The sequence below is a fragment of the Verrucosispora sp. CNZ293 genome (assembly GCF_002754655.1).
In genome coordinates this window covers 286,319-312,533 of record NZ_PEFR01000001.1, presented here as the reverse complement: position 1 = coordinate 312,533, position 26,215 = coordinate 286,319, and the positions used below count along the sequence as shown (strand labels likewise).

Annotated in this window: 22 protein-coding genes and 2 pseudogenes; 6 read left to right on the top strand and 18 right to left on the bottom strand. The window is 71.3% G+C overall.

All coding sequences use genetic code 11. From position 1 onward, the window contains the following. Nucleotides 1–180: 180 nt before the first annotated feature. A complete protein-coding gene (locus CLT74_RS30075; protein ID WP_143697008.1) occupies nucleotides 181–597 on the bottom strand; it encodes a hypothetical protein in 417 nt (138 codons plus the stop codon). Here CLT74_RS30075 and CLT74_RS30600 point away from each other — a divergent pair. Genes CLT74_RS30600 through CLT74_RS01360 form a run of 4 tightly spaced genes read left to right on the top strand, consistent with a single transcriptional unit; the run spans nucleotide 590 to nucleotide 6,415 of the window. Next, the gene (locus CLT74_RS30600) at nucleotides 590–1,456 is read left to right on the top strand and encodes a pentapeptide repeat-containing protein (protein WP_199172039.1); all 867 of its coding nucleotides are present in this window, start codon (nucleotides 590–592) and stop codon (nucleotides 1,454–1,456) included. The two genes, CLT74_RS30075 and CLT74_RS30600, sit on opposite strands and share 8 nt — an antisense overlap. Nucleotides 1,457–1,491: 35 nt before the next feature. Further along, nucleotides 1,492–2,871: a trypsin-like peptidase domain-containing protein gene (locus tag CLT74_RS01370; RefSeq protein ID WP_143697007.1), complete on the top strand. Its 1,380-nt coding sequence runs from the start codon at nucleotides 1,492–1,494 to the stop codon at nucleotides 2,869–2,871. Nucleotides 2,872–2,894: 23 nt separating this feature from the next. Next, nucleotides 2,895–5,012 (top strand): hypothetical protein, encoded by a 2,118-nt coding sequence (locus tag CLT74_RS01365; RefSeq protein WP_143697006.1) that lies wholly within the window; start codon nucleotides 2,895–2,897, stop codon nucleotides 5,010–5,012. Between the two features lie 38 nt (nucleotides 5,013–5,050). Further along, nucleotides 5,051–6,415 carry an acyltransferase family protein gene (locus CLT74_RS01360; RefSeq protein WP_099844917.1) on the top strand — a complete coding sequence of 455 codons (1,365 nt, stop codon included), beginning with the start codon at nucleotides 5,051–5,053 and terminating at the stop codon, nucleotides 6,413–6,415. Here the strand turns inward: CLT74_RS01360 and CLT74_RS01355 are convergent. The 5 genes and pseudogenes from CLT74_RS01355 to murD all read right to left on the bottom strand — a co-directional run. Further along, the gene (locus CLT74_RS01355) at nucleotides 6,387–7,877 is read right to left on the bottom strand and encodes a CoA-acylating methylmalonate-semialdehyde dehydrogenase (protein ID WP_099844916.1); all 1,491 of its coding nucleotides are present in this window, start codon (nucleotides 7,875–7,877) and stop codon (nucleotides 6,387–6,389) included. The genes CLT74_RS01360 and CLT74_RS01355 overlap by 29 nt on opposite strands. Further along, complete coding sequence (locus tag CLT74_RS01350) at nucleotides 7,877–9,178, bottom strand: aspartate aminotransferase family protein (protein WP_099844915.1); 1,302 nt, start codon at nucleotides 9,176–9,178, stop codon at nucleotides 7,877–7,879. The genes CLT74_RS01355 and CLT74_RS01350 overlap by 1 nt, the downstream gene beginning before the upstream one ends. 99 nt (nucleotides 9,179–9,277) lie before the next feature. After that, nucleotides 9,278–10,051 (bottom strand): hypothetical protein, encoded by a 774-nt coding sequence (locus CLT74_RS01345; RefSeq protein ID WP_099844914.1) that lies wholly within the window; start codon nucleotides 10,049–10,051, stop codon nucleotides 9,278–9,280. 7 nt (nucleotides 10,052–10,058) lie between these two features. Then, nucleotides 10,059–10,916, bottom strand: coding sequence for a hypothetical protein (locus tag CLT74_RS01340; RefSeq protein WP_143697005.1), 858 nt, complete (start codon nucleotides 10,914–10,916; stop codon nucleotides 10,059–10,061). A 173-nt stretch (nucleotides 10,917–11,089) separates the two neighbouring features. Beyond that, nucleotides 11,090–12,430, bottom strand: a pseudogene (murD, locus tag CLT74_RS01335) (UDP-N-acetylmuramoyl-L-alanine--D-glutamate ligase); the annotation flags it as partial. A 107-nt stretch (nucleotides 12,431–12,537) separates the two neighbouring features. On the opposite strand from murD, the pseudogene CLT74_RS01330 reads away from it, so the two are divergent. After that, nucleotides 12,538–13,868 (top strand): annotated as a pseudogene (locus tag CLT74_RS01330) (MurL-like N-terminal domain-containing). A 129-nt stretch (nucleotides 13,869–13,997) separates the two neighbouring features. Here CLT74_RS01330 and CLT74_RS01325 read toward each other — a convergent pair. From CLT74_RS01325 to CLT74_RS01300, 6 genes are read right to left on the bottom strand one after another with little or no spacing between them, the layout of a single operon-like run. After that, nucleotides 13,998–15,881: a PucR family transcriptional regulator gene (locus CLT74_RS01325; RefSeq protein WP_486581886.1), complete on the bottom strand. Its 1,884-nt coding sequence runs from the start codon at nucleotides 15,879–15,881 to the stop codon at nucleotides 13,998–14,000. 47 nt (nucleotides 15,882–15,928) lie between these two features. Then, nucleotides 15,929–16,810 carry a TrmH family RNA methyltransferase gene (locus CLT74_RS01320; protein ID WP_486581885.1) on the bottom strand — a complete coding sequence of 294 codons (882 nt, stop codon included), beginning with the start codon at nucleotides 16,808–16,810 and terminating at the stop codon, nucleotides 15,929–15,931. 33 nt (nucleotides 16,811–16,843) lie between these two features. Further along, nucleotides 16,844–17,230, bottom strand: a complete 387-nt coding sequence (locus CLT74_RS01315; RefSeq protein WP_199172297.1) for a VOC family protein — start codon at nucleotides 17,228–17,230, stop codon at nucleotides 16,844–16,846. Next, nucleotides 17,230–17,526 carry a metalloregulator ArsR/SmtB family transcription factor gene (locus CLT74_RS01310; protein ID WP_099844910.1) on the bottom strand — a complete coding sequence of 99 codons (297 nt, stop codon included), beginning with the start codon at nucleotides 17,524–17,526 and terminating at the stop codon, nucleotides 17,230–17,232. Before CLT74_RS01310 ends, CLT74_RS01315 begins: the two co-directional genes overlap by 1 nt. Nucleotides 17,527–17,559: 33 nt before the next feature. Next, the gene (locus CLT74_RS01305) at nucleotides 17,560–18,099 is read right to left on the bottom strand and encodes an RNA 2'-phosphotransferase (RefSeq protein ID WP_099844909.1); all 540 of its coding nucleotides are present in this window, start codon (nucleotides 18,097–18,099) and stop codon (nucleotides 17,560–17,562) included. Continuing rightward, nucleotides 18,096–18,959, bottom strand: a complete 864-nt coding sequence (locus CLT74_RS01300) for a LysR family transcriptional regulator (protein WP_099844908.1) — start codon at nucleotides 18,957–18,959, stop codon at nucleotides 18,096–18,098. The genes CLT74_RS01305 and CLT74_RS01300 overlap by 4 nt, the downstream gene beginning before the upstream one ends. A gap of 70 nt (nucleotides 18,960–19,029) precedes the next feature. Here CLT74_RS01300 and CLT74_RS01295 point away from each other — a divergent pair, with 70 nt between their 5' ends. Then, nucleotides 19,030–19,554: a hypothetical protein gene (locus tag CLT74_RS01295; RefSeq protein ID WP_099844907.1), complete on the top strand. Its 525-nt coding sequence runs from the start codon at nucleotides 19,030–19,032 to the stop codon at nucleotides 19,552–19,554. A 15-nt stretch (nucleotides 19,555–19,569) separates the two neighbouring features. Here the strand turns inward: CLT74_RS01295 and CLT74_RS31005 are convergent, their stop codons facing one another. The 6 genes from CLT74_RS31005 to CLT74_RS01265 form a co-directional block, all read right to left on the bottom strand. Next, nucleotides 19,570–19,776, bottom strand: coding sequence for a hypothetical protein (locus tag CLT74_RS31005; protein WP_099844906.1), 207 nt, complete (start codon nucleotides 19,774–19,776; stop codon nucleotides 19,570–19,572). Nucleotides 19,777–19,801: 25 nt separating this feature from the next. Next, nucleotides 19,802–22,024, bottom strand: coding sequence for an ATP-binding protein (locus tag CLT74_RS01285; protein WP_486581884.1), 2,223 nt, complete (start codon nucleotides 22,022–22,024; stop codon nucleotides 19,802–19,804). Nucleotides 22,025–22,192: 168 nt separating this feature from the next. Then, on the bottom strand, nucleotides 22,193–23,644 hold the full coding sequence (locus CLT74_RS01280; protein WP_099844904.1) for a hypothetical protein: 1,452 nt from the start codon (nucleotides 23,642–23,644) through the stop codon (nucleotides 22,193–22,195). Then, a complete protein-coding gene (locus CLT74_RS01275) occupies nucleotides 23,641–25,005 on the bottom strand; it encodes an MFS transporter (protein WP_099844903.1) in 1,365 nt (454 codons plus the stop codon). The genes CLT74_RS01280 and CLT74_RS01275 overlap by 4 nt, the downstream gene beginning before the upstream one ends. Then, the gene (locus tag CLT74_RS01270) at nucleotides 24,960–25,700 is read right to left on the bottom strand and encodes a hypothetical protein (protein ID WP_099844902.1); all 741 of its coding nucleotides are present in this window, start codon (nucleotides 25,698–25,700) and stop codon (nucleotides 24,960–24,962) included. Before CLT74_RS01270 ends, CLT74_RS01275 begins: the two co-directional genes overlap by 46 nt. 4 nt (nucleotides 25,701–25,704) lie before the next feature. Beyond that, nucleotides 25,705–26,181: a glycine-rich domain-containing protein gene (locus CLT74_RS01265; RefSeq protein WP_143697003.1), complete on the bottom strand. Its 477-nt coding sequence runs from the start codon at nucleotides 26,179–26,181 to the stop codon at nucleotides 25,705–25,707. Nucleotides 26,182–26,215: the final 34 nt, after the last annotated feature.

The window sequence follows — 26,215 nt, the reverse complement described above, 5'->3', positions numbered from 1 at the left end:
GCCATTAATCGATACTTGCTCGTCGATTGGGTCGTCAATGGCTAGCAGAATCCGCCTGATCCGTCTCAGGGGAGTCGCATTCCCGACTCACCGATTCGTTCCCTTCATAAGGTCACCGCCGATACCCCTACCGGTGGATTCGTTGCCCTGGCCGGTCCGTTAACGTGCAGTCGTAGGTAGCTACCGGTCGAAGTCCATGTTGGAGGCGTAGTGCCGGATATCCCACTGACCGACGCACTGGCCGCGCTCATTCGGGACCTGCAACGATCGACAGCCGGTGCCGCCAACGACGGTGTCGAGGTGGAACTGAACCTGGCCATCCGAGAAAATGACAGCGAAGTAGCGTGGCATCTCGCGCCCGTCCAGGACTCCCACGCACATCGCATCCGATTGACCGTCTATCCATGGCGGCAGCCACGGCACCCTTCCCTTCCCCAGCACCGGCAGCCCAGCGACCTCGCGCCCGGAACCACCGACCGGATAACGCGTGGCGTGGACGAGACCGAGGTGGGCCTCGATCCGAGTCGGATCGGCAGCGCCCAACTGCCGCCGATCGTCCGCCCGAAGCCCGGCGTGGACATCGAACGCGATGATCACTGACGCGGAAGCCACCGGCAGCACCGACGCCCTCGAGAGGGGCAACGACCGCATCCGTGACGCGGCCAAGTGGCTGGTCGCCAGCGCCGCCGCGGTGGGTGCGGCAATGCTGGCCGGCAGCCAACTATCAAGCATCGGCGAACTTCCGCTCGGCGTACCCGACTCCGTCGACAACGCCCGGTTGTGGGTCGCGGTGACGGGCGCGGTCGCCGGTCTATCCACTGTGGTGTACGCCATCTGGACCGCCGTGCAGATTCTGCTCCCGAAACTGGTGCTGGTCAGCGACCTGAACGAGGCGTGGACGCAGCGAAGGTCCGAGTTGACGACGGTCGTGGAGCACTTCCGGCGCAACCCCAAGTACCTCCAGGGCTTCGTCACGCCGGCCGACATCATCGCCGCCCGCGAGGACCTTGTCGCTGCGCAGCGCGAGCCGGCGACCGGTGACGAGGTACGGACGCGACTGGCGGCCGGGATCGCCGACCTCGACGAACGAATCACCGCGATCGAGGACACCGCCACCCACGAGGCGCTCAAGAGCCAGTTCCGGCACGCCCTGCGCAAACTGATGCTGGCCACCGCCGTCGCCGCCGTCGGCATCGTCGCCTTCGCCTGGGCCGCCAACCCGCCGGCCGCCCAGTCCACCGCCGATCTGCGCAACGCCCGTTTCGTCGATGCGTACCTGCGGGACGCCGATCTGCGCCACGCCAAGCTCGACAACGCCGACTTCAGCAACGCGGACCTGACCGGCGCGGACCTGACCGGCGCGTCGATCGGCGGGGTCGTCTGGCGGAACACGATCTGCCCCGACGGCACCAACAGCGACGACAACCGTCACACCTGCGCCGGCCACCTCTCGTGACGGGACTGGAGCCGCACGTCCAACAGGTGGTGAAGGTGCGCGGCAGGCTGCTCGGCTCCGGGTACGCCGTCGGGGAGGACCTGGTGCTCACCGCCGGTCACGTCGTGGGTGCACGCGGGGAGGCGACCTGGGTGTCCCGCAGCGACAGCCCCAGTGAGCCGGAGCACCGGGCGACCGTGATCTGGCGCGGCGACGACCTCGACGCCGACGCGGCCCTGATCCGGATGGATGTATCACTGTGGTCCCGCGAGCAGACTCGCGTCCGCTACGGCGAGCTGCGCGGACATCGGCCGGTGCCCTGTCTCACCGTCGGTTATCCCTGGGTCCAGGTCGGGCACGACGGCCGCCACCTCGACGAGCTGCCCGGGCAGGTCATGCCCAGCCTCGGCTTCGAGGACCACCGGTATGCCCTGGACTCCACCCGGATCGCGCCGCAGCCGCCGCAGCCGCAGCGCGACGACACCGGCGCGGTGGTACGGGACGACTCCGGCACGCCGGTGTTGGAGCCGCATCCGCACAGCGGTTACTCGGGTGCCCCGTTGCTGACCGCGGGCGATCGGCAACTCCTGCTGGGTGTCATGGTGACGGTGCCGTCCCGGTACGGTGCTGGCCGGCTGGACGCGGTACGTATCACCCGGCTGCTCGCCGACCCCGCCTTCGCCGGCCTGGTCGGTGCTTCACTCGACCAGGTCGAACGGGAACCACCGCAGCTGCTGCCGACCGGGATCGTCGAACACGCGGAGGCGTTGACCGAACTGGCCGACAACCTGCGCGACGACCGGTTGCCCTACGTGTCGCCCACCGACAGCGACGCCGCCGCCCATCCCGTACGGCTGCTGAGGCGCCTCCACGAGCAGGCCGGCCAGTCCGGGCTGCTGCTGGTCGGTCAGGCCGGAATCGGCAAGACCCGCACCTGTCTGGAGGTCGCCGGCCGTGCGGTCGACGAGGGTTGGCGGGTGCTGCACGTACGCCCGGGTGAACCGTTGGTCACCACCGAGCAGCTGATCGAGGTGGTGACCGGTTGCGCCGACGAACGCCTGCTGATCATCATCGATTACCTGAACCTCAGCGCCCTGGACTATCCGGCGATCCGGTACCGACTGCTGCCTGCCGCGCGAGCCCGTGGCATCCGGCTGGCCCTGCTCGGATCGGCCCGGCCCGGCTGGTTTCACCACAAGGACAACACTCCACTCACCGAGGTGTTCAAACCCGTCGAGTTGCGACCCGACGACGAGCACCTCGACCGGATCCGGCACCAGGTCGTCACCGCACTGGCCCCCAGGGCGCAAACGATCCTCGGTGCGGAACGGTTGTTGCGGTTGTGCGGCCGACGACCGATCATCGCCACTCTGATCGCCGCCGCAGCCGAGGCACAGGCGGATCGGGGCGGCTGTCGTCGGCGATCGGCGACCTGAGGCCGGAAAACCTCCTCGACTGGTTGGTCCGCCGGCTCAACGAAGACGACCTGCTGCATCACGCCGAACGGCTGGACGACGAGCGCGACCCCGACCTGCGACTTCAGGTCTACGCCGCGATGGCCGCCGCCACCCCTCAGCCACGTCAGGCCCTGGTCGCCTGCGGCGGCCGGGTCGAGCACAGCGACGAGTCCCGCGCCGAGCATCTGCTCGACGTCCTGCTCGCGATGGGCTGGCTGGTCCACACGCCGGATGGCCTGGCACCGGTGCACGACATCGTGGTCGACCAGTTGCTGGAGCACACCACCGTGCGGGCTGGCCTCGACACGGTCCGCACGAAGGTCGCCGACCGGATCCTCGACGCGTGCCTGACCAGTGCCCGCACCATCGGCCGGTACGCCATGAACCTGGACCGGCTGCTGCGCGACATGGCCCTCCAGCACCGCGACGGGCCACTCGCCGGGCATTGCACGGCCTGGTTGGCCGCCAACGCGAACGCGGCCGGCGTGCTGCTGGCCAGCCAGCGTGACGTGGGCGCCTACGCCCTGGGCTCGGTGCTGGACAACTCCGCGTGGGCGCCGGCACTGTTCCAGCACTGGCCACAGCTCGGGGAGCCCTGGCTGACCGAGCACGGAAAATCACTGCCGGCGCGCCACATCCTTTACAAAGGGCTGCGCACCGTCGCCACCCCGCAGGCCGCCCTCCTGATCGACGTGGCGGCCGACTGGCTGGCGCTGCATCGAACGGCGCTGGAAGCCAGCTTCGTCATCGCAACCTTGCTGAGCCGTACCGACCTGCGACCGGAGGATGCTCATCACGGTATCGAAGACGCCCTGCGCTGGCTCGACCAACACGGCACCCTCACCGAAGCCCAGTTCGTCCTACATCCATTGCTCAGCCGCAACGACTTGACACCCCACAACGCACCACACGCCATCCAACACGCCCTGCACTTCCTCGACCAACACGGCACCCTCACCCAAGCCCAGTTCGTCCTACAACCGCTGCTCAGCCGCAACGACCTACCAGCGGACGTGGTGCCTCGTGCTGTGGACGCCGCCTTGGCCTGGCTCCAGCACAACGACGACACGGTCGATGCCGGATTCGTCCTACCGCCGCTGCTCAGCCGCAACGACCTACCAGCGGACGTGGTGCCTCGTGCTGTGGACACCGCCTTGGCCTGGCTCGACCAACACGGCACCCTCACCCAAGCCCAGTTCGTCCTACATCCGCTGCTCAGCCGCAACGACCTACCAGCGGACGTGGTGTCTCGTGCTGTGGACACCGCCTTGGCCTGGCTCCAGCACAACGGCGACACGGTCGATGCCGGATTCGTCCTACCGCCGCTGCTCAACCGCAACGACCTACCAGCGGACGTGACAACTCACGCGGTAGACGCCGCCTTGGCCTGGCTCCAGCACAACGACGACACGGTCGATGCCGGATTCGTCCTACCGCCGCTGCTAGCAATGAGGAAGCTGACCGACCTGCCGCAGTGGCTGTCGCCGCTCATCGACCGTTGGGCGGACAAATACCGGTCGACGCCGGACGTCGTCTTCGTCAGCAAGCAGCTCACCCGCCAAAAAGCCCTGACAGAGACCACTGCGGACGTGGTGTTGCAGTGGGCCGCCACGCACCCGGAGGATGTCGACATCCCATGGCGCATGCAAGGCATCGCCACAGGTCTCGACCGCTATCCGGGCTTGGCCGGTCGGCTACTGCGGTCTGTCGAGGCCTACCTGGACGCCGTCGAGCACGCAACGGTGAGGGTGAACGGGCACGGCGAACTGGACAGCCTGATCCAGTCGCTCTGCCGGTGTCATGCGCTGCGCTGCGGGCTCGCCGGAGCCCGCCTCGATGACATCATTCTCCGCTGGCTGGCCCATCCGGCCGGGCTGAACCCGAACTGCCCGAACAGTTTCCATTTCAGCGAGGCGGCGCGTCGCGTCCAGTCGCTGGTCTGGGCCGGACGATTCACCCACCAGGGCGCGGTCGACGTGCTGACCCGACTCCGAATCTGGATTCCCCGGTGGCGTGTCACTGAGCCGCACATCCATCTGCGCGACGCCGCGTTACGGGAGACGGCGGCGCTGCTCGCCGCGCTGACAGCCCCGGCAGCGGCGGAGCAGTTGGTGGAATAGTCCCGACGGTGCGGCGTTCGTCGGCATACTTTCGGACTATGCGCCGCCTGGCCCGTCTCGCCGCCCGCACGCCGCCGGACCGGGAGCGCTACCTCGACCTGCTCCGGGCGCTGGCCATCATCCTGGTGGTCCTCGGGCACTGGGCCATCGCGGCGGTCGAGTACGACGAGAGCGGTCGACCCGACGGGCACTCGGCCCTCACCGCCCTGCCCTGGGCGTACCCGCTGACCTGGGCGGTCCAGGTCATGCCGGTCTTCTTCCTGGTCGGTGGGTACGCCAACGCCGCCTCGCTGGCCGCCCACCGCGGCCGTGGCGGCGACGCGATCGGCTGGCTGCTCGGTCGAAGCGCCCGCCTGCTGCGCCCGACCAGTGCCCTGGTGCTGGTGCTCGCCGGTGGCGCGCTGGTGGCCCGGCTGGGCGGTGCCCAACCGGACGAGGTTCGCCCGGTCGTCTGGTTCGCCACCATCCCACTGTGGTTTCTCGCCGCCTACCTGGCCGTGGTGCCGCTGACCCCGGTCATGTACGCGCTGCACCGGCGCCTCGGGCTGCTGGTGCCGTTGGCGCTGGTGCTGCTGATCGCCGCCGGTGACCTTGGCCGCGCGCTCGGGCCAGCCGACCTGGCCCTGCCCGGTTACCTGCTGGGCTGGCTCGCCGTCCACCAGCTCGGCTTCGCCTGGTACGACGCCCGCCAGGGGCACTGCCACCGGACCGGCCCGCGCACCCGGTGCCTGCCGATGTCCCGCCGGGCCGCGAGCGCGATGCTGCTCGGCGGCCTCGCCGTGGCGATCCTGCTCACCGGCCCCGGCCCGTACCCGGTCAGCATGATCAATCTGCCCGGGCAGCGGCTGGCGAACGCCGCCCCACCCAGCGTGGCCCTGCTCGCGGTCGCCACCGCCCAGCTCGGTCTGATCCTGCTGCTGCGGGATCGGGCGGAACGGTGGCTGCACCGCGACCGCCCCTGGCAGGCGGTGATCGCCGTCAACTCGGTCGTGCTGACGGTCTTCCTGTGGCACCTGAGCGCGGCCGTGCTGCTGGTCGGCGCGTTGCACGGGCTCGGCCTGCTGCCCACGCCGGAGGCCGGTACGGCGGCCTGGCTGGCCTGGCGGCTGCCGTGGGTGCTGATGCTGGCGGTGGTGCTGGCCGTCCTGGTCGCCATCTTCGGCCCGGTCGAGGCCTCCACAGGTCGCCCCCGGCACCTGCGTGCGTCGATCAGGTGGGCGGGCACCCGGGCGGCGCTCACCGTCACCGGATACGCCGCCGTCGTCTACGCCCTGGCGGCCAACGGCGCGGCGGCCAAGACCGCGCCGGAGCCGCTCGGCTGGCCGGTGGCGGCGCTGGTGGCCTACCTGGCCGGCGCGGGCACCCTGCGCCTGCTCAGGTCTGGGTGGGGAAGCCGAGGTTGACCCCGCCGTGGCGCGGGTCCAGCCAGCGGCTGGTGACCACCTTGCCCCGGGTGAAGAAGGCGACGCCGTCGGCGCCGTGGGCGTGCAGGTCGCCGAAGAGGGACGACTTCCAGCCACCGAACGAGTAGTACGCCATCGGCACCGGGATGGGCACGTTGACGCCGACCATGCCGACCTCCACCTCGTGCTGGTAGCGCCGCGCGGCACCACCGTCGTTCGTGAAGATCGCCGTGCCGTTGCCGTACGGGTTGGCGTTGACGAGCGCCACCGCCTCGTCGTACGAGTCGACCCGCAACACCGACAGGACCGGCCCGAAGATCTCGTCGGTGTAGATCGACATCTCCGGGGTGACCCGGTCGAACAGGGTCGGTCCGAGCCAGAAGCCGTTCGGGTCACCGTCGACTGTCACGTCCCGCCCGTCGACCACCGGCACCGCCCCGGCGGCCACACCCGCCTCGACGTAGGCCCGCACCCGGGCCGCGTGTGCGGCCGTGACCAGGGGTCCCATGTCGCAGCCGCGCCGACCGTCCCCGGTCCGCAGCCCGCTCATCCGGCCGGCGATCCGGGCCACCAGCTCGTCGGCCACCGGCTCGACCGCGACCAGCGCGGAGATCGCCATGCACCGCTCCCCCGCCGAGCCGAACCCGGCGTTGACAGCCGCGTCGGCGGCCAGGTCCAGATCGGCGTCGGGCAGCACCACCATGTGGTTCTTCGCCCCGCCGAGCGCCTGCACCCGCTTGCCGTTCGCCGTGCCACGCTGGTACACGTGCCGGGCGACCGGGGTGGAGCCGACGAAGGACACCGCCCGGACCGCCGGGTGGTCCAGCAGCGCGTCGACCGCCTCGGCGTCGCCGTTCACCACGTTGAACACCCCGTCGGGCAGGCCGGCCTCGGCGAACAATTCGGCCAGCAGCAGCGCCGCGCTCGGGTCCTTCTCGCTCGGCTTGAGCACCACGGCGTTGCCGGCGGCCACCGCCACCGGAACGAACCACAGGGGAACCATCACCGGGAAGTTGAACGGGCTGACCACCGCTACCACCCCGAGCGGCTGCCGCAGGCTGTACGAGTCGACCTCGGTGGAGACGTTCTCGCTGAAACCGCCGCGCAGCGCCGAGGGGATGCCGCAGGCGTACTCGATGACCTCCAGGCCGCGCTGCACCTCCCCGGCGGCGTCCGCGAGCACCTTGCCGTGCTCGGCGGTGATCAGCTCGGCCAACTCGTCCCGACGGGCGTTGACCAGCTCGCGGACGGCGAACAGCACAGCCGTCCGCTTCGCCAGCGACGCGTCGCGCCAGGCACGGGCCGCGCGCTCGGCCACCTCGACCGCTGCCGCGACGTCCGCGGCACCGGCCAGCTCCACCTCTGCGGTACGCCGGCCGGTGGCCGGGTCGAACACGTCGCCACGCCGGGTCGAGGTGCCGCCGGTGCGCTTGCCGTCAACGAAATGCCCGATGAGGTTCATCAGCTCACCGCCGCCACGCCGGAGCGGATCGCGTCGACCAGGATGCCCAGGCCCTCCCGGGCCTCCTCCTCGGTGAGGGTCAACGGCGGCCCCATCCGCAGCACGTTGCCGTACAGCCCGCCCTTGCCGGTGAGCAGCCCGCCCTCGCGGCACGCCTCGAAGATCCGCGTGGTCAGCGCCGCGTCGGGTTCACCGGTGCCCGGGTGGACGAACTCGACGCCGAGCATCAGGCCCTTGCCGCGTACCTCTCCGACCCGGTCCAGGTCGGCGACGGCCGCGCGCAGGCCGTCGCCGAGCATCCGGCCGACCCGCGCGGCGTTGGCCTGGAGGTCGTGCGCCAGCAGGTAGTCCAGCACGGCGTTACCGGCGGCGGTGGAGATCGGGTTGCCGCCGAAGGTGGAGAAGCTGATCCCGGACACCGAGTCCAGCACCTCCGCCCGACCGACCACCCCGGCCAACGCGAATCCGTTGCCGATGCCCTTGGCGAAGGTGAGCAGGTCCGGGGTGACGCCGTGGGCCTGGTAGCCCCAGAAGTGCTCGCCGGTCCGCCCCCAGCCGGTCTGCACCTCGTCGGAGATGAGCAGGATGCCGTGCTCGTCGAGGATCTTCTTCCAGGCGGCGAGGAGACCGTCCGGGCCGTGCACGAAGCCACCCACGCCCTGGATCGGCTCGGCGATGAGGCAGGCCACGTCCCCGCTGGTCTGGGTGGCGAGCACCTCGCGCAGGTCCTCCACCGCCGCGTCGACCCGGTCCGCCTCCGGCAGCCGGGCCAGCAGACCACGCAGCCGGTCACCGGAGTGCAACCAGGCCACCTGGAGCGGGTTGAGCGAGGTGGGCGACCAGGTGCGGTTGCCTGTCGCGCCCATCGTCGCGTACGTGCGGCCGTGGTAGCTGTTGCGCACCGCGAGGATCTGGTGCGACCGTCGATGGTTCGTGGCGACAAGCAGCGCCGCCTCGTTGGCCTCGCTGCCGGAGTTGGTGAAGAAGACCCGCGCGTCGGGGATGCCGGACAGTCGCGCCACCTTCTCGGCCAGCTCGACCTGCTGGCGGATCAGGTAGAGCGTCGAGGTGTGCACGATTCCGGTGGCCAGTTGCCGCTGCACCGCCTCGCGCACCTCGGCGATGTCGTAGCCGAGCGAGTTGGTCAGCACGCCGCCGAAGAAGTCCAGGTAGGTGCGGCCCCGCGCGTCGGTGACCCGGCGGCCTGCGCCACTGACGAGTTCGATCGGCTCGGCGTAGTAGAGCGTCATCCAGGACGGGAGCACGGCCCGGTGCCGGGCCAGCAGGTCGTCGGCGGTCATCGTCGCCCCTTCGGTCGCGTTCCCGCACGCTTTCACCACCGTCGCTGCCGGGACAAGTGCCAGACTGTCCGGCGGTGACCCGGGATCGTTGACAACACGTCAACGCTTTCCGTCGCCGTCCCGCCTCTCGGCCGCGTTTCCAGTGGCCGAATGGGCTGCCGGGTGGCGTTTTCCGCGCCAGTACGCGGGAAGGTGCAGCGCCGCCGCGACCAGCGCGAACCCCGCCCATCCGGCGACCAGCGCCACCGTGACCGAGACGTCCTGGCCCAGGCGGACCCCGACCAGGAACCCGAGCAGCGCCAGGCTGTTGCGGGCGAAGTGCCGACAGAAGGCCGGCAGGTCCCGCCGCACCTCGACCGCCACCAGCACCCCGGCGTACGGGAACGTCACCACCAGCCCTCGCAGCACCTGGCCCAGCAGCCCGGTCAGCACCGCACCGCCGAGGATCAGCAGCAACCGCGCCACCGCCGGCACCCGCGTACCCTCTCCCGCCGGTGGGCCGGGTGTGGGGATGCGGCGCAACACCAGCATGGCGAGCAGCCAGAGTGCCACCGTGGCGGCAAGCGTCGGCCCGAACGGCAGCGCGAACGGACGCAGCGCCGCCGCGACCGCCAGGTAGCCGGCGACACCCGCCAGGTCGGCAAGCAGAATCGGCAACCGGAACCGGTGGTACGCCAGTGCCACCACGCCGAAGAACAGGTTGAGCCCGGCCACCCCGACGAGTTGCGCGCCGTCGACGGGGAGGCCGGTGGCCAGCAGCGCGGCGGTCATCGGCAGTGGCAGCGCGGCCACGAAGGCCCGCCACCGGACCGGACGGATCAGGCTCACCGCCCAGACCACAGCGGTCACCAGCAGTACGCCCTGGACGGTCATCCCGTCGTCAGGTGTCGAAGGTGGCCCGGCTCAGGCACGCCTCGAACGTCTCGCCCGTCCGGGCGACGTCGGCGGCGTTCACCGAGAACCGGTTCTCGTTGATCTCGCCGTGCGCGCTCATGCCCGCCGTCCAGCAGGCTGCGCCGTCCCAGCGGATCAGGTTGACGTGCAGGTCGGCCGGGACCGCGACCGTCGACAGCAGACCGACCCGTACGCCCGCCCGGCGCTGCGTCGCCACCAGTTCCGCCAGCTCGTCGGAGAACTCGGTGTAGGTGAAGATCCGGGTGATCTCAACCCCACGGGCCAGCGCGGCGAGGTTCTCCGACCAGTACCGCCGGCCGATGTCGCTGCTCCACCAGGCCAGCCGGGGCAGCACGTTCGTCAGCGCCTCCAACTGCCGTACGCAGTCCCGGGTGGCGGCGAGCATGTCCTGGTAGTCGCTGCCCGGCCGGATGATGCGTCCCTGCCGAAGCTGCCCGAGGTCGGCGTGGAACCGCTCGAACCGGCGCTGGGTCTCCTCGGCGACCCGGGTGCCCGGATGACGGTCCACCGCCTCGGTCGCGGCGGTGGCGAGTTCCGGGACCGCCCGCACCAGCCAGTGCGGGCCGGCCAGCAGCGCCCGCAGGTGGAACCGACGCTCGGCCCGGGCGATGGAGTCCACCAGCAGCGAGATGGTGATGCCCATCAGGCCGGCCAGCAACGACTCCACGCCGGTGGCGGCGCCGGTCAGGTCCAGCGTCACCGAGAGCGAGACCGACAGGGCGATGCCGACAAGTGCGACCGGGTCGGTGTGCGCCATCAGCCGCGCGACGCCCACCGCACGCGCACGGGACCCCGTACGCGGACGCCGCAACAGTTCCCTCACCAACCACCTCCCCCACCAACACCCGCAGCGTAAAACCCCCCAACCACACCCCCACCCCCCGCCTGTCCCCGTCGATCATGAAGTTATTGCCCGAAAATCGGACAAAAGGTGGCAACAACTTCATGATCGACGGGGACAGGCGGGGGGTGAGCAGAGGGGACAGGGTCAGGCGGGGCGGTGGTGTGGATGGCTTCGGCGAAGACCTCGGAGCGGTGTTCGAAGTTGCGGAAGCGGCCGTAGCTGGGCGCGGCGGGCGAGAGCAGCACGACGCCGCCGGCCGGGGTGACCTGGCGCGCCAACTGCACCGCGTCGGCGAGGTCGTCGACGAGTTCGGTACGTACCTTCGGCAGCCCGTCGAGCGCCTCGATGATCCGTGGGCCGCTGTCCGGGATACCGATGACGGTCAGCTCCCGCTCGGCCAGGTGCTCCCGCAGCGGCGTGTAGTCGACGCCCCGGTCGTTGCCGCCGACGATCACCGTCAACGGCCGCCCGTCGTACGCGTCGATGGCGTGGATGGCCGCGTACGGGCTGGTCGCCAAGGTGTCGTCGACGAAGGTCAGGCCGGACGGGTCGGCGATCTCGGTCAGCCGGTGGGCCAGCCCCTGGAACTCCGCGACCGCCACGGCCAGGGCGTCCTTACGCTCGACCAGGTCGATGCCCAACGCGTCGAGCACGGCCAGGGCCACGCAGAGATTGCCCTCGTTGTGCCGCCCGACCAGCGGCAGCACCGCCCGGGGGAAGAGCGGCTGGTCGACCCGGTGGAACCAGGGCGTACCGTCCGGGCCGGCGGCGACGTTCACCGAGTCGGCGGTGCCGGCGCGGACCGCCGCGCGGTCGCCCAGCTCGAACGCCAGCCGTGGGTCCGCGCCGTTGACCACCACCGTGCGCGGCCCGTACGCGAGCAGGTTGAGCTTGTCCCGGTAGTACTCCCGTTCGCCACCGTGCGCGTCGAGATGCTCGGGAAACAGCGCGGTGACCACCGCCACCCGGGGCGAGTCGGTCAGGTCGCTGCACTGGTAGCTGGACAGTTCCAGGACGTAGAGGTCCGCCTCCGGCAGGTCCAGCGTCGGTACGCCGATGTTGCCGCCGAAGACGTTCGGCCGATCCACGGCGGCCAACAGGTGATGAATCAGGCTGGACGTGGTGCTCTTGCCCTTGCTGCCGGTCACCCCGATGGTGCGGTCGCCGTGGTCGGCCATCCAGAGCGAGGTGCCCTGGGTGACGGTCGCGCCCTGGCGGCGCAGCTCCATCAGCCAGGGATGCGTCTGCGGCACACCCGGCGAGCGGACCACCACGTCGGCGGCGGCCAGCCGGGCGAAGCCCTCCTCGCCGGTGACCAGCGGGGCGGCCTCCGCCAGTGGCCCGTCCCAGGGCAGCGAGAGGAAGTTCGCACTGTCGTCGACGGCCACCAGGTCGGCCGGTCCGTGGGCGGCGATGGCCGTCACCGCGGCCCGCCCCTCCCGACCGGCCCCCCAGACGGCGACTTTACGTCCGCGCAGGTCAGACAGGCGCACAGGCTCTCCTCGGGTACGACGGCGGCAGGGCGTGGTCCGCACGAGCCGGGCACGGCCGGACGAACCAGGGCCTAGTATGGCGTGTGCTCAACACGCATCTGGCGCGGATGGACGCGTTCACCTTCCCGTCCTACTCGATCGACCTGTCCACCGGCGAGGCGCTGTTCGACTACGCCCTGACCGGGCCCGACGGCGAGCAGCGGTTCACCGAGGTGATCACGTTGCCGGTGCCGGAGGAGTCTCCGTCGGACGCCGCCGTGGCGGCGCTGGGCCGGGTGCTGGAGCTGTTGCACGTGGTGGCCGGGGTCAGCTACTACAAGACGGCCGCGCCGGGGCAGCTGGTGCTGCCGGCACCGCTCGGCCCGGCCGCCGTCGAGTTCGTCACGGCCGTCTACACCAAGGGCCTCGCCGAGTACGCGTACCGCAACCAACTGCCGCACGTGCTGGAGCTGACCCCGCGCGTGCCCGACGGACGGGTCAAGCCGGCCGCCGAGTACGACAACTCCGACCGACGCCCGCTGTCGGCTGTCGGCGGCGGCAAGGACTCGATCGTCAGCCTGGAGGCGCTGCGCCGGGCCGGCCTCGACCCGGTGCCCTTCTCGGTCAACCCGAACCACGTGATCAAGGCGGTGAACGCGGCCTCGGGGCTGCCCGCTCTCGCGGCCCGGCGACGCATCGACCCGGTGCTGTTCGAGCTGAACGCGGCCGGCGCCCGCAACGGACACATCCCAGTCACCGCGATCAACTCGCTGATCGCGGTCGCCACCGCCGTACTGCACGGGCTGGGCCCGGTGGTGATGTCCAACGAACGCTCGGCGTCGGACCCGAACCTGATCTGGAACGGTCACGAGATCAACCACCAGTGGTCCAAGGGCGTCGAGGCGGAAGGGCTGCTGCGGGCCGCGCTCGCCGAACACGCCGGGCTGGCCGAGCCGTACTTCTCGCTGCTGCGCCCGCTGTCGGAGCTGCACATCGCCCGGCTGTTCGCCACCATCGACCGCTACGACGACGTGGTCACCAGTTGCAACGCCGCGTTCAAGCTCCGCGACGCCAGCGAACGGTGGTGCCGCGACTGCCCCAAGTGCCGGTTCGTCTTCCTGGCCCTGGCTCCGTTCATGCCCCGCGAGCGGATCACCCACATCTTCGGTGGCGACCTGCTCGCCGATGAGGCGCAGATCCCGGGTTACCGCGAACTGCTCGGCATCGACGGCCACAAGCCCTTCGAGTGCGTCGGCGAGGTGGAAGAGTCAGTGGTCGCCCTGAGCCTGCTCGCCCAGCAGCCCGAATGGCGCGACGCCCCGGTGGTGACCGCCCTGGTCGCCGCCCTCCCCGACGAGGCATGGTCCACCGCCGCCACCTCCGACACCTTCACCCCCGCCTCCGCCAACCACCACATCCCCCCACCTACCAGAAAACCCTCCAAACCCTCACCCCTTAACCCCAACCCCACCCACCGCGCACCGTCCCTCGGCGTTGATCAAGAAGTTCTGGTCTTCAGGAAGATCGAAAATGACGCAAGCTTCTTGATCAACAGGGGCCGGAGAGGGCGGGCGGTGGGATGGGGTGGTCAGGGGGTGCGGATGGCGTCCAGGGCCAGGAGGGCTACGTGGAGGGAGAGGCAGGCGTCGACCGAGTCGAGGTCGACATCGAGGATCCGGCCGATCCGGGCCAGCCGCTCGTAGAACGCCGGGCGGGACAGGTGGGCGGCGGACGCCGCCGCCGACTTGTTGCGGCCCTGCTCCAGGTAGGCCCGCAGGGTGCCGAACAACTGCTCCCGGGGATGCTGCGCGTCGTACGCCAGCAGCGCGCCGAGTTGCCGTTCGACGAATGTCTGCACCCGGGGCTCGTCGCGCAGCAGGTGCAGCAGCCCGGCCAACCCGACGTGTGGTAGCCGGAAGATCGGCAGGTCACGGCGGTCCCGGCGGGCCGCGTCGGCGACCTGACGGGCCTCGATCAGTGACCGGCGTGCCTCCCGCAGGCTGCCCACGCCGGATCCGGCGGCGACCAGCAGCCCGGGGACAGAACGTCGACCACCACTTGTCGCGCACGCGTCGGAGCGGGCCCGGCGCAGCGCGGCGGCGAAGGCGGCAAGCGCCCGTTCCTCCGCTGCCGGGTCCGGCAGGGCGAGCAGGACACCGACCGTCTGGTCGTCCAGGGCACTCGTGAGCCCGGTCAGGCCGGCCTCGCGCAGCGCCTGTCCGACGGCCTCGGCAAGGTCACGCAGCCGGGCCGGCCCGGCGTCCGGGACGTTGTCGAGCGCCTCGCCGGGGTGTCCCGGCTCGGTGAGCGGACCGCTCCCCGCCGGTTGACGGTGGCGCGGAGTGTCCTCGCCGCCGTCGTCGGCCCGGTGGCGGACCACCACGCCGACGAGATGACGGCGCTCCAGCACCACCCCGAGCGCTCGGGCCCGCAGGGCCACCTCGTCCACCGGCCAGGAGTGGTCGAGCAGGGCGGTGAGCAGGGTCCGGTGGAGCTGACGTTCCAGTCCTTCGGCGTCCCGTCGGATCAGCCGGCCGAGGGCCAGCGTGGAAGCCGCCCGCTCGACGAGGATGGTCAGCCTGGTCGGCGGCACCGGGGACGAGCCGCCAGGACCAGCCGGCGACGAGCCGCCAGGCCCAGCCGGGGACGAGCCGCCGGGCCCAGTCGGGGGCGCCTCGGCCCGCCCGGGAGTCGGCACCGGAACGGGCCGCCCGCCGGCCGGCGGCGACTGCCCATCGGCCAGGTCACCGCCGGGCGGCCAGCGCAGCAGCAGCCGACCCCAGTCCTGTCCCCGGGCACCCACAATGGTGACCAGCCAACCCTGGTCCGGGTCGTACGCCGTGCGCCCCTCGGGCCGGATCCGCCGCGAGTGCTGCTCCCACCCGTCCAGCAGCAGCTCGGCGCTCTCCCCCGCCGGGTCGTACGCGAGCACCTGGCGGGACAGGTTCTCCAGCACCACCGGGCAGCCGGACAGCTCGGCCGCCTGCCGGACCACCTCACCGGGCTCCGCGCCCTCCACCGACAGTTCGGTGAACCGCTGGTGGATCTCCTCCGTGGCCCGTAGCTCGGTGAGCTGAGCGTCCACGATCAGCGCGTGCACCGCCTCGGTGATCCGTACGAACGGAGTGGCCCGGCGCAGCTCCACCAACGGCAGACCGTGACGTTCGGCGGCGGCCACCATCACCCGGGGTACGCCGTCGAGGTATCGGCGGCCCAACTCGACCACCAGCCCGGAGACGCCGACACCGGCCAGGTCGCCGATGAACGCCCGCAGCCCGACGTCGTCGCCCGGCAGCCCGATACCCGTGGTGAGCACCAGCTCACCGCCGCCGAGCAGGGTGGCGATGTCCGGTACCTCGGCGACGTGCACCCAGCGCACCCGACGGTCCAGCCCGACCTCTCCCGCGACCAGGCGCGGCGCGCCGTGGCGGACCGGGTCCAGGGCCAGGACCTCACGCACGGTAGGGAACACCCGCGACACGCTACCGTCCGTGACCTGAAGGGCTGCTTGGCGGTGCCTCAGAGCGGGTCGTCGCGGCCCAGCTCCCAGCAGGCCACGGCGGTGGCGGCGGCGACGTTCAGCGAGTCCACGCCGCGTCGCATCGGGATCACCACCCGGACGTCGCTGGCCGCCATCGCCGCGCCGGTCAGCCCGGCGCCCTCGGCACCGAGCAGCAGCGCGGCCCGGGACCGCTGGGCCGGAGCCAGCCGCTGGATGGGCACCGCGTCGGGAGCCGGCGTCATCGCCAGCACGGTGAACCCGGCGGCCCGCACGTCGGCCAGCGCCGTCGGCCACGGTTCCAGCTTGGCGTACGGCACGGCGAACACCTCACCCATGCTGACCCGTACGCTGCGCCGGTAGAGCGGATCGGCGCAGGTCGGCGAGAGCAGCACGGCGTCCACACCCAGCCCGGCCACCGCCCGGAAGATCGCTCCCAGGTTCGTGTGGTTGTTGACGTCTTCGAGGATCACCACGCGGTCGGCGGTGGCGAGCACCTGCGCGGCGGTCGGCAGCGGCTTGCGTCGGAACGAGGCGAGCACGCCCCGGTGTACGTGGAACCCGGTGGCCTCGCGCAGCACGTCGGGAGTGGCGGCGTACACCGGGGCGTCGCCGGTGTCGAGGTCGGCCAGTTGGTCGACCCGCTTGGCGTCGACGAGGAAGGACCGGGCCGGGTAGCCGGCGCGCAGCGCCCGCCGCAGCACCAGCTCTCCCTCGGCGATGAACAGGCCGTGCGGCGGCTCCCAGCGGGTACGCAGCTCGACATCGGTGAGCGCCCGGTAGTCGGCGATCCGCTCGTCGTCGGGCTCGGTGATCAGGTGGACGGGCACCCGCCGATTCTGCCGGACCCCGCGACGCTGGAGCTGGCAGGCCCGCGCCCGACCGGCACGACGGCCACGCACGGCCGCGCCCACCGGTCGAGGACGCGGGTACGGCTACTTCATGGTGGCGATCTGGATCAGGTTGCCGCAGGTGTCGTCGAGCACGGCGGTGACCACCGGGCCCAGGTCGGTCGCCTCCTGGGTGAACTCGACGCCCAGTCCCTTGAGTCGCTCGACCTCGGCGTGCACGTCATCGACGGCGAACGAGGTGAACGGGATGCCGTCGGCGACCAGGGCCTGCTGGAACGGCCCCACCGCCGGGTGGCCGGCCGGTTCCAGCAGCAGCTCGACACCGTCGGGGTCGGCCGGCGAGACGACGGTGAGCCAGCGGGCCTCACCGGCGGGTACGTCGGTCTTCTTGATGAACCCCAGCTTCTCGGTGTAGAAGGCGAGCGCCTTGGCCTGGTCGTCGACGAGCACGCTCGTGACGTGGATACGGATCACGGATCTGGTGCCTCTCGGTCGATGGGCCACCGCTCGACGATCGAGCGCAACGGGCTCGTGTCGATGTGGTGGAACTTGTACCGGCCCTGTCGCCGGGTGCGGACCAGGCCGGCCTGTTCGAGCACCGCGAGGTGCTGGGAGATCGCCTGGCGCGAGGAGGTCAGGTTGTGCTTGATGGACAGTCGGCCGCAGATCTCGAAGAGCGTCTGACCGTCCCGGTCGATCAGCTCGTCCAGGATCGTGCGTCGCGTCGCGTCACCGAGGGCCTTGAACAGGTCCGGTTCAGCGTCCACAGGCACAGTTATAGGCAAGTGAGCACTTGCCTGTCAAGCCGGCTCGCCGATCCAGCCGGGTGGGACGTGGTCGGTGAGCCAGACACCGCTGACGGCGCGGTAGAAGACGAACCCGTGTCGGTGCAGACCGGCCGCGTCCACGGTCAACACGACGGGGTCACCGCGTCGGGCACCGACGGTGGTGGCGGTCTCCCGGTCCGCCGACAGGTGGACGTGGGTACGACCGCGTGGTCGCAGCCCGTCGGCACGGATGCCGGGCAGGTGGCGGGCCACCGTGCCGTGGTAGAGCAGCGGCGGCGGCACCACGGCTTCGAGGCGCAGGTCGACGGCGATCGAGTGGCCCTGCGCGGCCCGGATCCGTCCGGCGCGTAGCTCGAAACGCTGCTTGTCGGTGCCGGCGACCAGTTCGGCAAGCACCTGCCGGGCGACCGGACGACCGTGTTCGGCGAGCGCGGCGAGCAGCGCCTCCACCTCGACCCAGCCGCCCTCGTCGAGGGCGATGCCGACGGCGTCCGGACGGTGCCGGAGCACGTACGCGAGGAACCTGCTGGCGGAGGTGAGCCGATCGGTCACCGGCCGACCCCGAACTGGTCCAGCAGGTCCTGCACCACGGCCCGTCGCGGTGGCCGCCAGGCGGCCCAGTACCGGATCTCCGGCAGGCCGTGGATCGGGACCGCGCGCAGTCCGTTGGGCAGCCCGACACAGCCGTTCACCACTGTGGCGCCGACCCCCAGCGCGGCCAGATGGACCAACAGGTCCCACCCGTCGACCTCGGCGGCGACCTGCCAGCGCACGCCCGCGTCGAGCAGGGCCCGCTCCAGCGCCCTGCGGTGCGGACGCCCGGCCGGGGGTACGACGAGATCCAGTCCGTCGAGGTCGTCGAGCCGGACCTGCCGGCGCGCGGCGAGCGGGTGCCCGTCCCCGAGTACGAGCACCTGTCGATAGGCGGCGATCTGCGTCGCCTCGACCTGCCGACCGGGTGGGTCGTGGGCGACGACGGCCAGGTCGGCCCGCCCACTTGTGACAGCGCTGAGGGCGGCATCCCGGTCAGCGGTGATCACGTGGACCCGGCGCCCCTGGCCGCCGACCCGCTGGATCGGTTCGCCGATCACCCACCGCAGCGCGCCCCGCCCGGCCGCGATGGTGAGCGTCGGCGCGGACTCGTCGTACAGCTCCCGCAGGAACTCCTCGGCCCGTCGGCGGGAGTCCAGCGCGTACGCGGCGAGGCGCTCGCCGGCTGCCGTCAGCGTCAGCCGGCGACCGTCGCGTTCGTACAGCTCGACGCCGAGCGCGGCGGCCAGCTTCTGGATCTTCACGTGCAGGGAGGGCTGGCTGATGTGCAGCTCCTGCGCGGCGGTGGTGAAGTTGCGGTGCTCGGCGAAGACCGCGAACGAACGTAACGCGTCGGCTTCCAGCAGGTCCCGCCCCTTCATAGCCTCAGACTATAGATGCGGTGCAGAACAATAGTTCCGCTCCCGGGTAGGCGCGCCGGATCCTGAGCGCATGACGGAACCGCTCCCCCGACTCGGCATCGACATCGGCCGGGTCATCATCGACGGCCCCGCCCATCCGGGCGGCGGTGACACCGCCTTCTTCAGCGGCGACGAGGCGACAATGCTGGCCACCCCCGAGGTGCCCGGTGCCGTCGAGACCATCGCCCGACTCGTCACCCTCTTCGACGGCCGGGTGTGGCTGGTCTCCAAGTGCGGCCCGCGCGTCCAGGCCCGTACCCTGCGCTGGCTCGCCGCCCACGACTTCCACAGCCGCAGTGGCGTCGCCCGCGACCACGTCCGGTTCTGCCGGGCGCGGGCAGACAAGCGGGTCCACTGCCGCGACCTCGCCCTCACCCACTTCGTCGACGACCATCCCGAGGTGCACGCCGCCATCCGGGGCAGCGCCGCCCACCAGTACTTCTTCGGACCGCAGCGCCGTCCGGTGCCCGGCTACGGCCGACCCACTCCCACCTGGGCCGATGTCGAACGCCACATCGCCGGTTCGCTGCCTACCGCGAGCCCTGGCCACCTCTGAGACACCCGGCGCGCGTCAGGCCGACGGTTGACGGCGTGCCCAGGCGAGAAACCTGCCGAACAGCGCCGTCGGCTCGGGACCGTCGTGGGCGTCGAGGTGGTACAGGTCGCGCATGGCCTCGTACATCAGGCCGGCGAGATGGACGCACAGCCCGGTCCGGTGCTCGCCTTCGACCCCGCCGCCTGGCGCTCCTTCCTGGGCTTCACCAGGCAGCGCTGACACCCGTTCACCCCGGGCAGCGGCGCGGTCAGGGTGGCGAGAGCCGGGACAGCTCGCGGTGGGCGTGCTCGGCTGCCGGGTCGCCGAGGTCGTCGAGGATCTGCGCCGCCCGTCGCCATGCCTCGACGGACCGGGTGATGTCGTCCATCGCCTCGCGGGCCTCGCCGAGCCGCTGAAGGGTCTCGGCCTCGTGGTAGCGGTCGGCGGACTCCCGGAACAGCGCGATCGCCTCTTCGTAACAGTCGGCCGCCCGATCGTGCTCGCCCAGCCGGGCGTGGGCGAAGCCGAGGCTGTCCAACGTCGCGGCCTGGCCGTTGTGGTCGCCGCTGGCGCGCTGCTGGGCGAGCGCCTCCGTGCAGCTCTCGATCGCCCGTGGATAGTCGCCGGTGGCGGCGTAGAGCCAGCCGACCGCGTTCAGGGCCCGCGCCTCGCCGGCACGGTTGCCGACCGAACGGTACAAGCGCAGCGCCTCCTGTCCACGGCGGAGCCCTTCCTCGGGGCGCCCCCGCATGTAGCAGACTTCGGCGTGGTTGTGCAGGGTCAACGCCTGGCCGGTCGGGTCGTCGAGTTGCCGGTGCAGGTCCAGGGCGCGCAGCAGCCGCTTCTCCGCCGCGTCGAGGTCACCGAGGCGGGTCTCCGCGCGGGACAGCAACCGGTTCGCGACGGCCTGGCCGGTGAGGTCGTCGACGCGTTCGGCCGCGGCGAGCGCGATCTGTTGGGCGGCGCGCTGATCCCGCCAGAGACCGCGCGGGGCGAAGAACGTGGTGAGCGCCCAGGCCAACTGCCAGGCGTACGTCTCGAAGCCGGTCTCGGCGGCCTGACGCACCGCCCGCAGCAGCACCTGATGTTCGGACGCGAACCAGCCGAGCGCCGCGTCGTGGTTCTCCGCCGGGGATCTGACGTTCGACGGCACCGGGGTGATCGGGTCGATCGCCGGCCACTGCGGCTGGATCAGCACCGCCGCCGGGTAGGAACTGTGCAGGTAGTAGTCGTACAGCCGGTGGCGGGCCTGCCGCGACTCGTCGGCCTCCCCTGCGGTCCGGGTCAGTTCGGCCGCGTACGCCCGCAGCAGGTCGTGGAAGGCGTAGCGGCCGGGCAGGTGTTCGGTCAGCAGGTGCAGCCGGGTCAGCTCGCGTAGCGGCGGCGCGACGGTCGCCGGGGTCTCCCCGGCGAGCGCCGCCGCGGCCTCGGCGGTCAGGTCCGGTCCGGGGTGTAGCCCCAGCAGGCGGAACAGGCGGGCGGCCGGTCGGCTCAGCGCCAGGTAGGACCAGGAGAAGACCGCGCGTACGTCGCCGTCGGCCAACGCGTCGAGCATCGCCTCGTCGGGTCGCAGGCTGGCGGCGAAGGCGTCGAGCGGAAAGCCGGGATGCAGCGCCACCCGCGCCGCCACGATCGACAACGCGAGCGGCAGCCGGCCGGTCGAGTCGATGATGTCCGCCGCCGCGGCCGGCTCGGCGGCCAGTCGGCGGGTGCCGAGCCGGCTGGCGAGCAGACTCATCGACTCGGTGCTGGTGAGCACGTTCAGCCGGATCGGGTGCGCGCCTTCCGCCGCGATCAGCCCGGACAGCTCGTCCCGGCTGGTCACCACGACCACGCAGCCACCCGCGCCCGGCAACAGGGGGCGCACCTGCGCCGTGTCGCGCGCGTTGTCGAGCACCAGCAGCATCCGACGGTCGGCCAGCAGGCTGCGGTGCAGGCCGACGCGGTCCTCCAGGCTGGCCGGTATCCCGGTGGCCGGTACGCCGAGCGCTTCGAGGAAGCCGCGCAGGGCGTCGCTCGGATCGACCACATCGGCCTCGTCGTAGCCGCGCAGATTGACGTAGAGCTGACCTTCGGCGAACCGGCTGGCGGCCCGGTGCGCCCAGTGCAGGGCGAGCGCGGTCTTGCCGACCCCGGCCATCCCGGAGATCGTGAAGATGGCCACCGCCGGCTGTTCTCCCGGCTCCGCGTGGCGACCGGAGTCGAGGGTTTCCAGTTCGCCGCAGCGGCCGACGAAGCCCGGTACGGCCAGCGGAAGTTGCTGCGGTCGCTCTCCCGCCGGCTCGGCCAGGTCGGGGTCGGCGGCGTGGATGAAGTCGGCCCGGTCGGCGGCGGACAGCTGGAACGCTTCGGCGAGCAACCGGACCGTCGACGCGCGGGGCCGGGCCACCCGCCCACTCTCCACGTCCCGGATGCTGCGTACCGCCAGGCCGGTGGCGGCCGCGACATCTTCCTGGGTCAGTCCGAGCCGCCGCCGGTGGGCCGTCACCATCTGACTAAACCGGGCCATGCCCACCCACTCATGGCCTACCGGGTCCGAAGTGGACCCGTCAGCCGCTCGACGGGGAAATGGATGTCCGGTGATGGTTTCTACTTGATGGCGTAAGCCTTGTCGAGTCGTGGCCCGATGGCCGGGATGGTGGGCAGGCCACCGGGGTGGTCAGGTGTTGATCATGTTGTCGGCCAGGTTCTCCGCCACCGCCTCCAGGCTCACCGGTGGCGCGGCCCACCTGTCGATCGCCTCGGTCGCGGTGTGGGAGACGCCCACCCGCCAGTGCTCACGCAGCCACCGCCCGGCCCGTGGGTCACCTGGCCAGTCCGGACCGATCTCGTGGGCGAGCAGGTGGGCGATGGACGTGCCGAACTCCCAGGAGCGCAGCCGGGTGGCGCTGACGAAATCGCCGCAGAGCACGTCCAGGTACTCGATCGGCCCGGGCCGGGCACCGAGGTGCTCGGCCATCAGCTGGTCGTACCGGGACCGCAGTTCCGCCGGGGCGGCCGGGCGGCGGGCGGCGTCGACCGCGAAGAGCAGCCGGACGCACTGCGCCCGCGTGACGATCAACAGCCGCTGCGCGGTGTCGTGGCCCAGCGCCGTCGCGGTGCGCCCGGGGAACGACCGGTCGAGCCAGCCCCGGTGCAGGAAGATGTTCTCGGTGACCACGCCCCAGCCCTCGACCAGGCCCTCGTCGCCCATCCGGCGGCAGTCGACAGGCAGGTCCGAGCCCGTGTACGCGAAGTGCAGCGCATGCCCCACCTCGTGGAACAACGGTCGACAGTCACCCACGCCGCCGCCGGCCGAGACGGCGACGACGATGTCGTCGGGCACCCGCACCGGCAGGCAGTACGCGCCGGGCACCTTGCCGGGACGGGATTCGAGGTCGAGCCGGATCCGTGGGGCGAACTCCAGGCCCAGCTCACCGACCAGGAGGCGGAGCAGCGGCAGGCAGGTCGCCAGGTCCACCGGGTCGGCGAAGGTGGTGCGTGCCGCGCCGATGAGTTGGGCCACGGTGAACGAGCCGGCGGCGAACAGGGGACGCCGGATCGACTCGTACCGCGCCCGGGTCGAGTCGAGGAATCCCCGCGCCTCGCGCTCCAGCCGGCCGAGGTCGTGCCGCTGTACCCGGTCGGCGTAGTCGATCAGGTCCCGGTAGCCGACTGCGGTGACCACGGCCAGTCGCCGCTGCTGCGCCTCCAGCCACAGTGGAGCCACCTCTCGGTCGTACAGCTCGTGCAGGTGGTGCTGCGGGGCCGTCGCGTCACGTGCCGCGAGACGTCGGGCACGGGCGAGATCCATCCGTGCGCCGCTGGCGTCGGTGACGGTCACCGCCTTCTCCCGCTCGGCGATGCGGGTGTGCAGCGGCGCCGTTTCCGCCTCGATCAGCGCCTGGAGCACCAGGCCGACGAAGGGGCGCCCCGCCCCGTCGGCGATGCCGGCGGTCCGCAGCGCGGCGACCGTGTCCGGCCGGAAGACGTCCGGCCACGCCGCGTGGATCTTCGCCGGCTCGAACGTGGTGGCCTCGCCCAGGCAGTACCGTGCCTCGGCGGTGGCGAGCGTGTCCAGAATGGTGGCCACCGGGGGCCGCAGGGAGTCGATCAGAGGGTGGGTGCTCATCGGGATGCCCCTTCTGCTTGCGCCCGCCGCGACAGCATCGCGATCGCCACCGCGACCGGGACACCGGCCAGCATCAGCAGCTTGTAGGCGTCGACGTGGATCGGGCCGTAGGAGGCGGCGCCGAGGGTGGCGGTGGCGGCCAGCACCGCGCCGCCGGCCGCCGAGTAGAGCTGAAGCTTTGACGACGCGAACACGTCGCGCAGCGTGAACATCGCCCGGGAATGGCGGTCGGGCACGGCGTCGTACCAGGTGGTCAGGTTGGCGTTGCCGTAAGCGGCGGCGCAGACCGCGGAGACGACGACGATGGCGGCGAAGCAGGCGACGCTCGCCCCGCTCGCCCCGCCCTCGGTCGTCGGCACGAACACCCACAGCAGCCGGGTGAGTACCGTCCCGGCCATCGTGTAGACGATGAGGCGGTACGTGCCGATCCGGTGGGCGACCCGACTCCAGGCCAGCAGGCTGATCGGCGCAGCCAGTCCGCGTACCGCGAGGATCACCGCCACGGTGCCGGCGGGGATGCCGAGGTGCAGCACGGCGTAGATCGCCAACAGTGGCGTCACCAGCACCGTGTCGAGAAGGAAGATGACGCTGAGTCGGCGGAGGGGGCCGTCGGCGACCAGGTTCGTGGCGGCGGCGCGCAGTTCGCCCAGGGCCTGGGGGTGCGTGCCGTCCGGCACCGGTGTGTGCGGCATGCGGCCCAGCGTCGTGATCGAGACGACGAGCAGCACCGCCAGCACCGCGAGGAGGATGCGGTACTCGGTCCGGTCGACCACGGCACCCGCCAGCAGGCCGAAGCCGAGCAGCAGCACCACGTTCAGGAGCTGGGTGGCGAACTGCATCCGGGCGACGAACCGTGGCCGCCGGCCGGGAGACACGAGTGCCCGCATCCACGGGTGCCACGCCACGCCCCAGCTGACCGAGATCGCCACCTCGATGGCGAGCAGCACCGCCACGAACGCCGCGAACACGGCCGGCCTGCCCCACCGGTCCAGGTCCGGCACCGCGGCGAGCAGCACCAGCAGGAGCAGCACGCCCGCGTATCCGAACCGCATCGTCCGCCGGAACCCGAGACGCCGGGGCAGCCGCACCGCGAGCAGTTGCGCGGGCACGCTCAGCACCAGCAACCCCAGGGCCGCGCCCACCTGCGCCGGCGTGAGGCCGAGCGTCTGCACGCCGTACAGCTGGACGAGGTCCGCGCTGAGCCGCCCGGTGGCGAAGCAGAGCGGGACGATCACCATGTTCGCCACGATGGCGAGGCGTTCGACCCGTGGCTCGCCCGACGGCGCGGCGGTGGCCGGGGCGGACGTGCCGCCGGTCAGGTCCGTCCGAGTACCGACGGCAGGTAGCTTCGCGTCAACCATTGATAGAGTTCCATATCCCGGGTGTTCGCGGCACGGAAGGTGTCGATGGCCTCGGGTGGCAGCAGTCGCTGATCGTCGCGATCGCCAGTGTTCAGGTGGAACGTGGCCGGCCGTTTCCAGGACAACATCTCGCCGAGCCGGGCCTGGCACTCGGCGAACCGCTCGACAGTGCCGACGAAGGCGAAGTGTTCCTCGACGGCCTTCTTCGCCAGCGCCAGGTCGTCGTCGGTGGTCTCGACGTTCGTCGTGCCGGACAGGAAGCGCACCTGGTCGTCGCGGAACTGAAGCGGCAGGCCGGCCACGCCGTCGGGCAGCCCGGCCTGGAGCGCGGCCCAGAGATTGCCGGTGTCGCGCTTGCGGTAGGCCCAGTACCAGTAGGAGACGCAGCGGTCGACCGGCTCGCGCAGCATGGTGACGTACCGGACCGGTCGACCGATCCTGCGGTGGACGCCGACCGGCAGGTTGAGTGCTATCGCGTCGTGGCGGTGCTGATCCTCGACGATCTCCGAGACGATCTGCCGTACGTCCTCGTCCGGACTGTCGATGGTTTTGGCCCCCGGCCCCCCGTTGCTTCTCCGGCCGGACACGAGGTACTGCCGAAACCGGCCGGGGTAGTTGTTCAGCAACGCCTCGATGATGCTGTTACCGGCATTCTTGTTGATGTGGACGTAGCACAGCAGCGGGTCCGACGTCACCGTTCTACTCCACGAAGTCGTAGATGTACTCGCCGAACTCGGCGTGGTATCTGTCCTGGGTCTGCTGCCAGGCGTTCGAAAGGTTCGTACGGTCGGCCGGTCCGCGCGTGCCGAAGTAGGGAAAGTGGTGGAAGTAGTAACCGAAGATCCGGTCACAGTGGGCGAAGTACGCGTGCGTGTCGAGGATGTGACCGTGCCAGAACTCGTCGATGTCGATGTGTGGCGGCAGCAGTTCACCCTCGTACCGACGACGCAGGTACAACCAGTTCTTGTAGAGCCGCTCGTAGTAGTCCGCGCGGGCCGGGCTCCATTCACTGCCCAGCACGTCGCGTCCCTGGGTGAGCCGGTGCTTGAGCGGCCCGAAGTCGATGGCGTCGATGTACCGCCGCACCTCGGCGAGGTCGGCGATCCGATTGGTGGAGGTGTCGTGGGGAACCTCCCAGCGGAGTTCCTCGGCGGGCTTGACGACGATTTCGGTCATTTCGCAGCCAATCTCGGTCGGTCGAGCGGAGTCA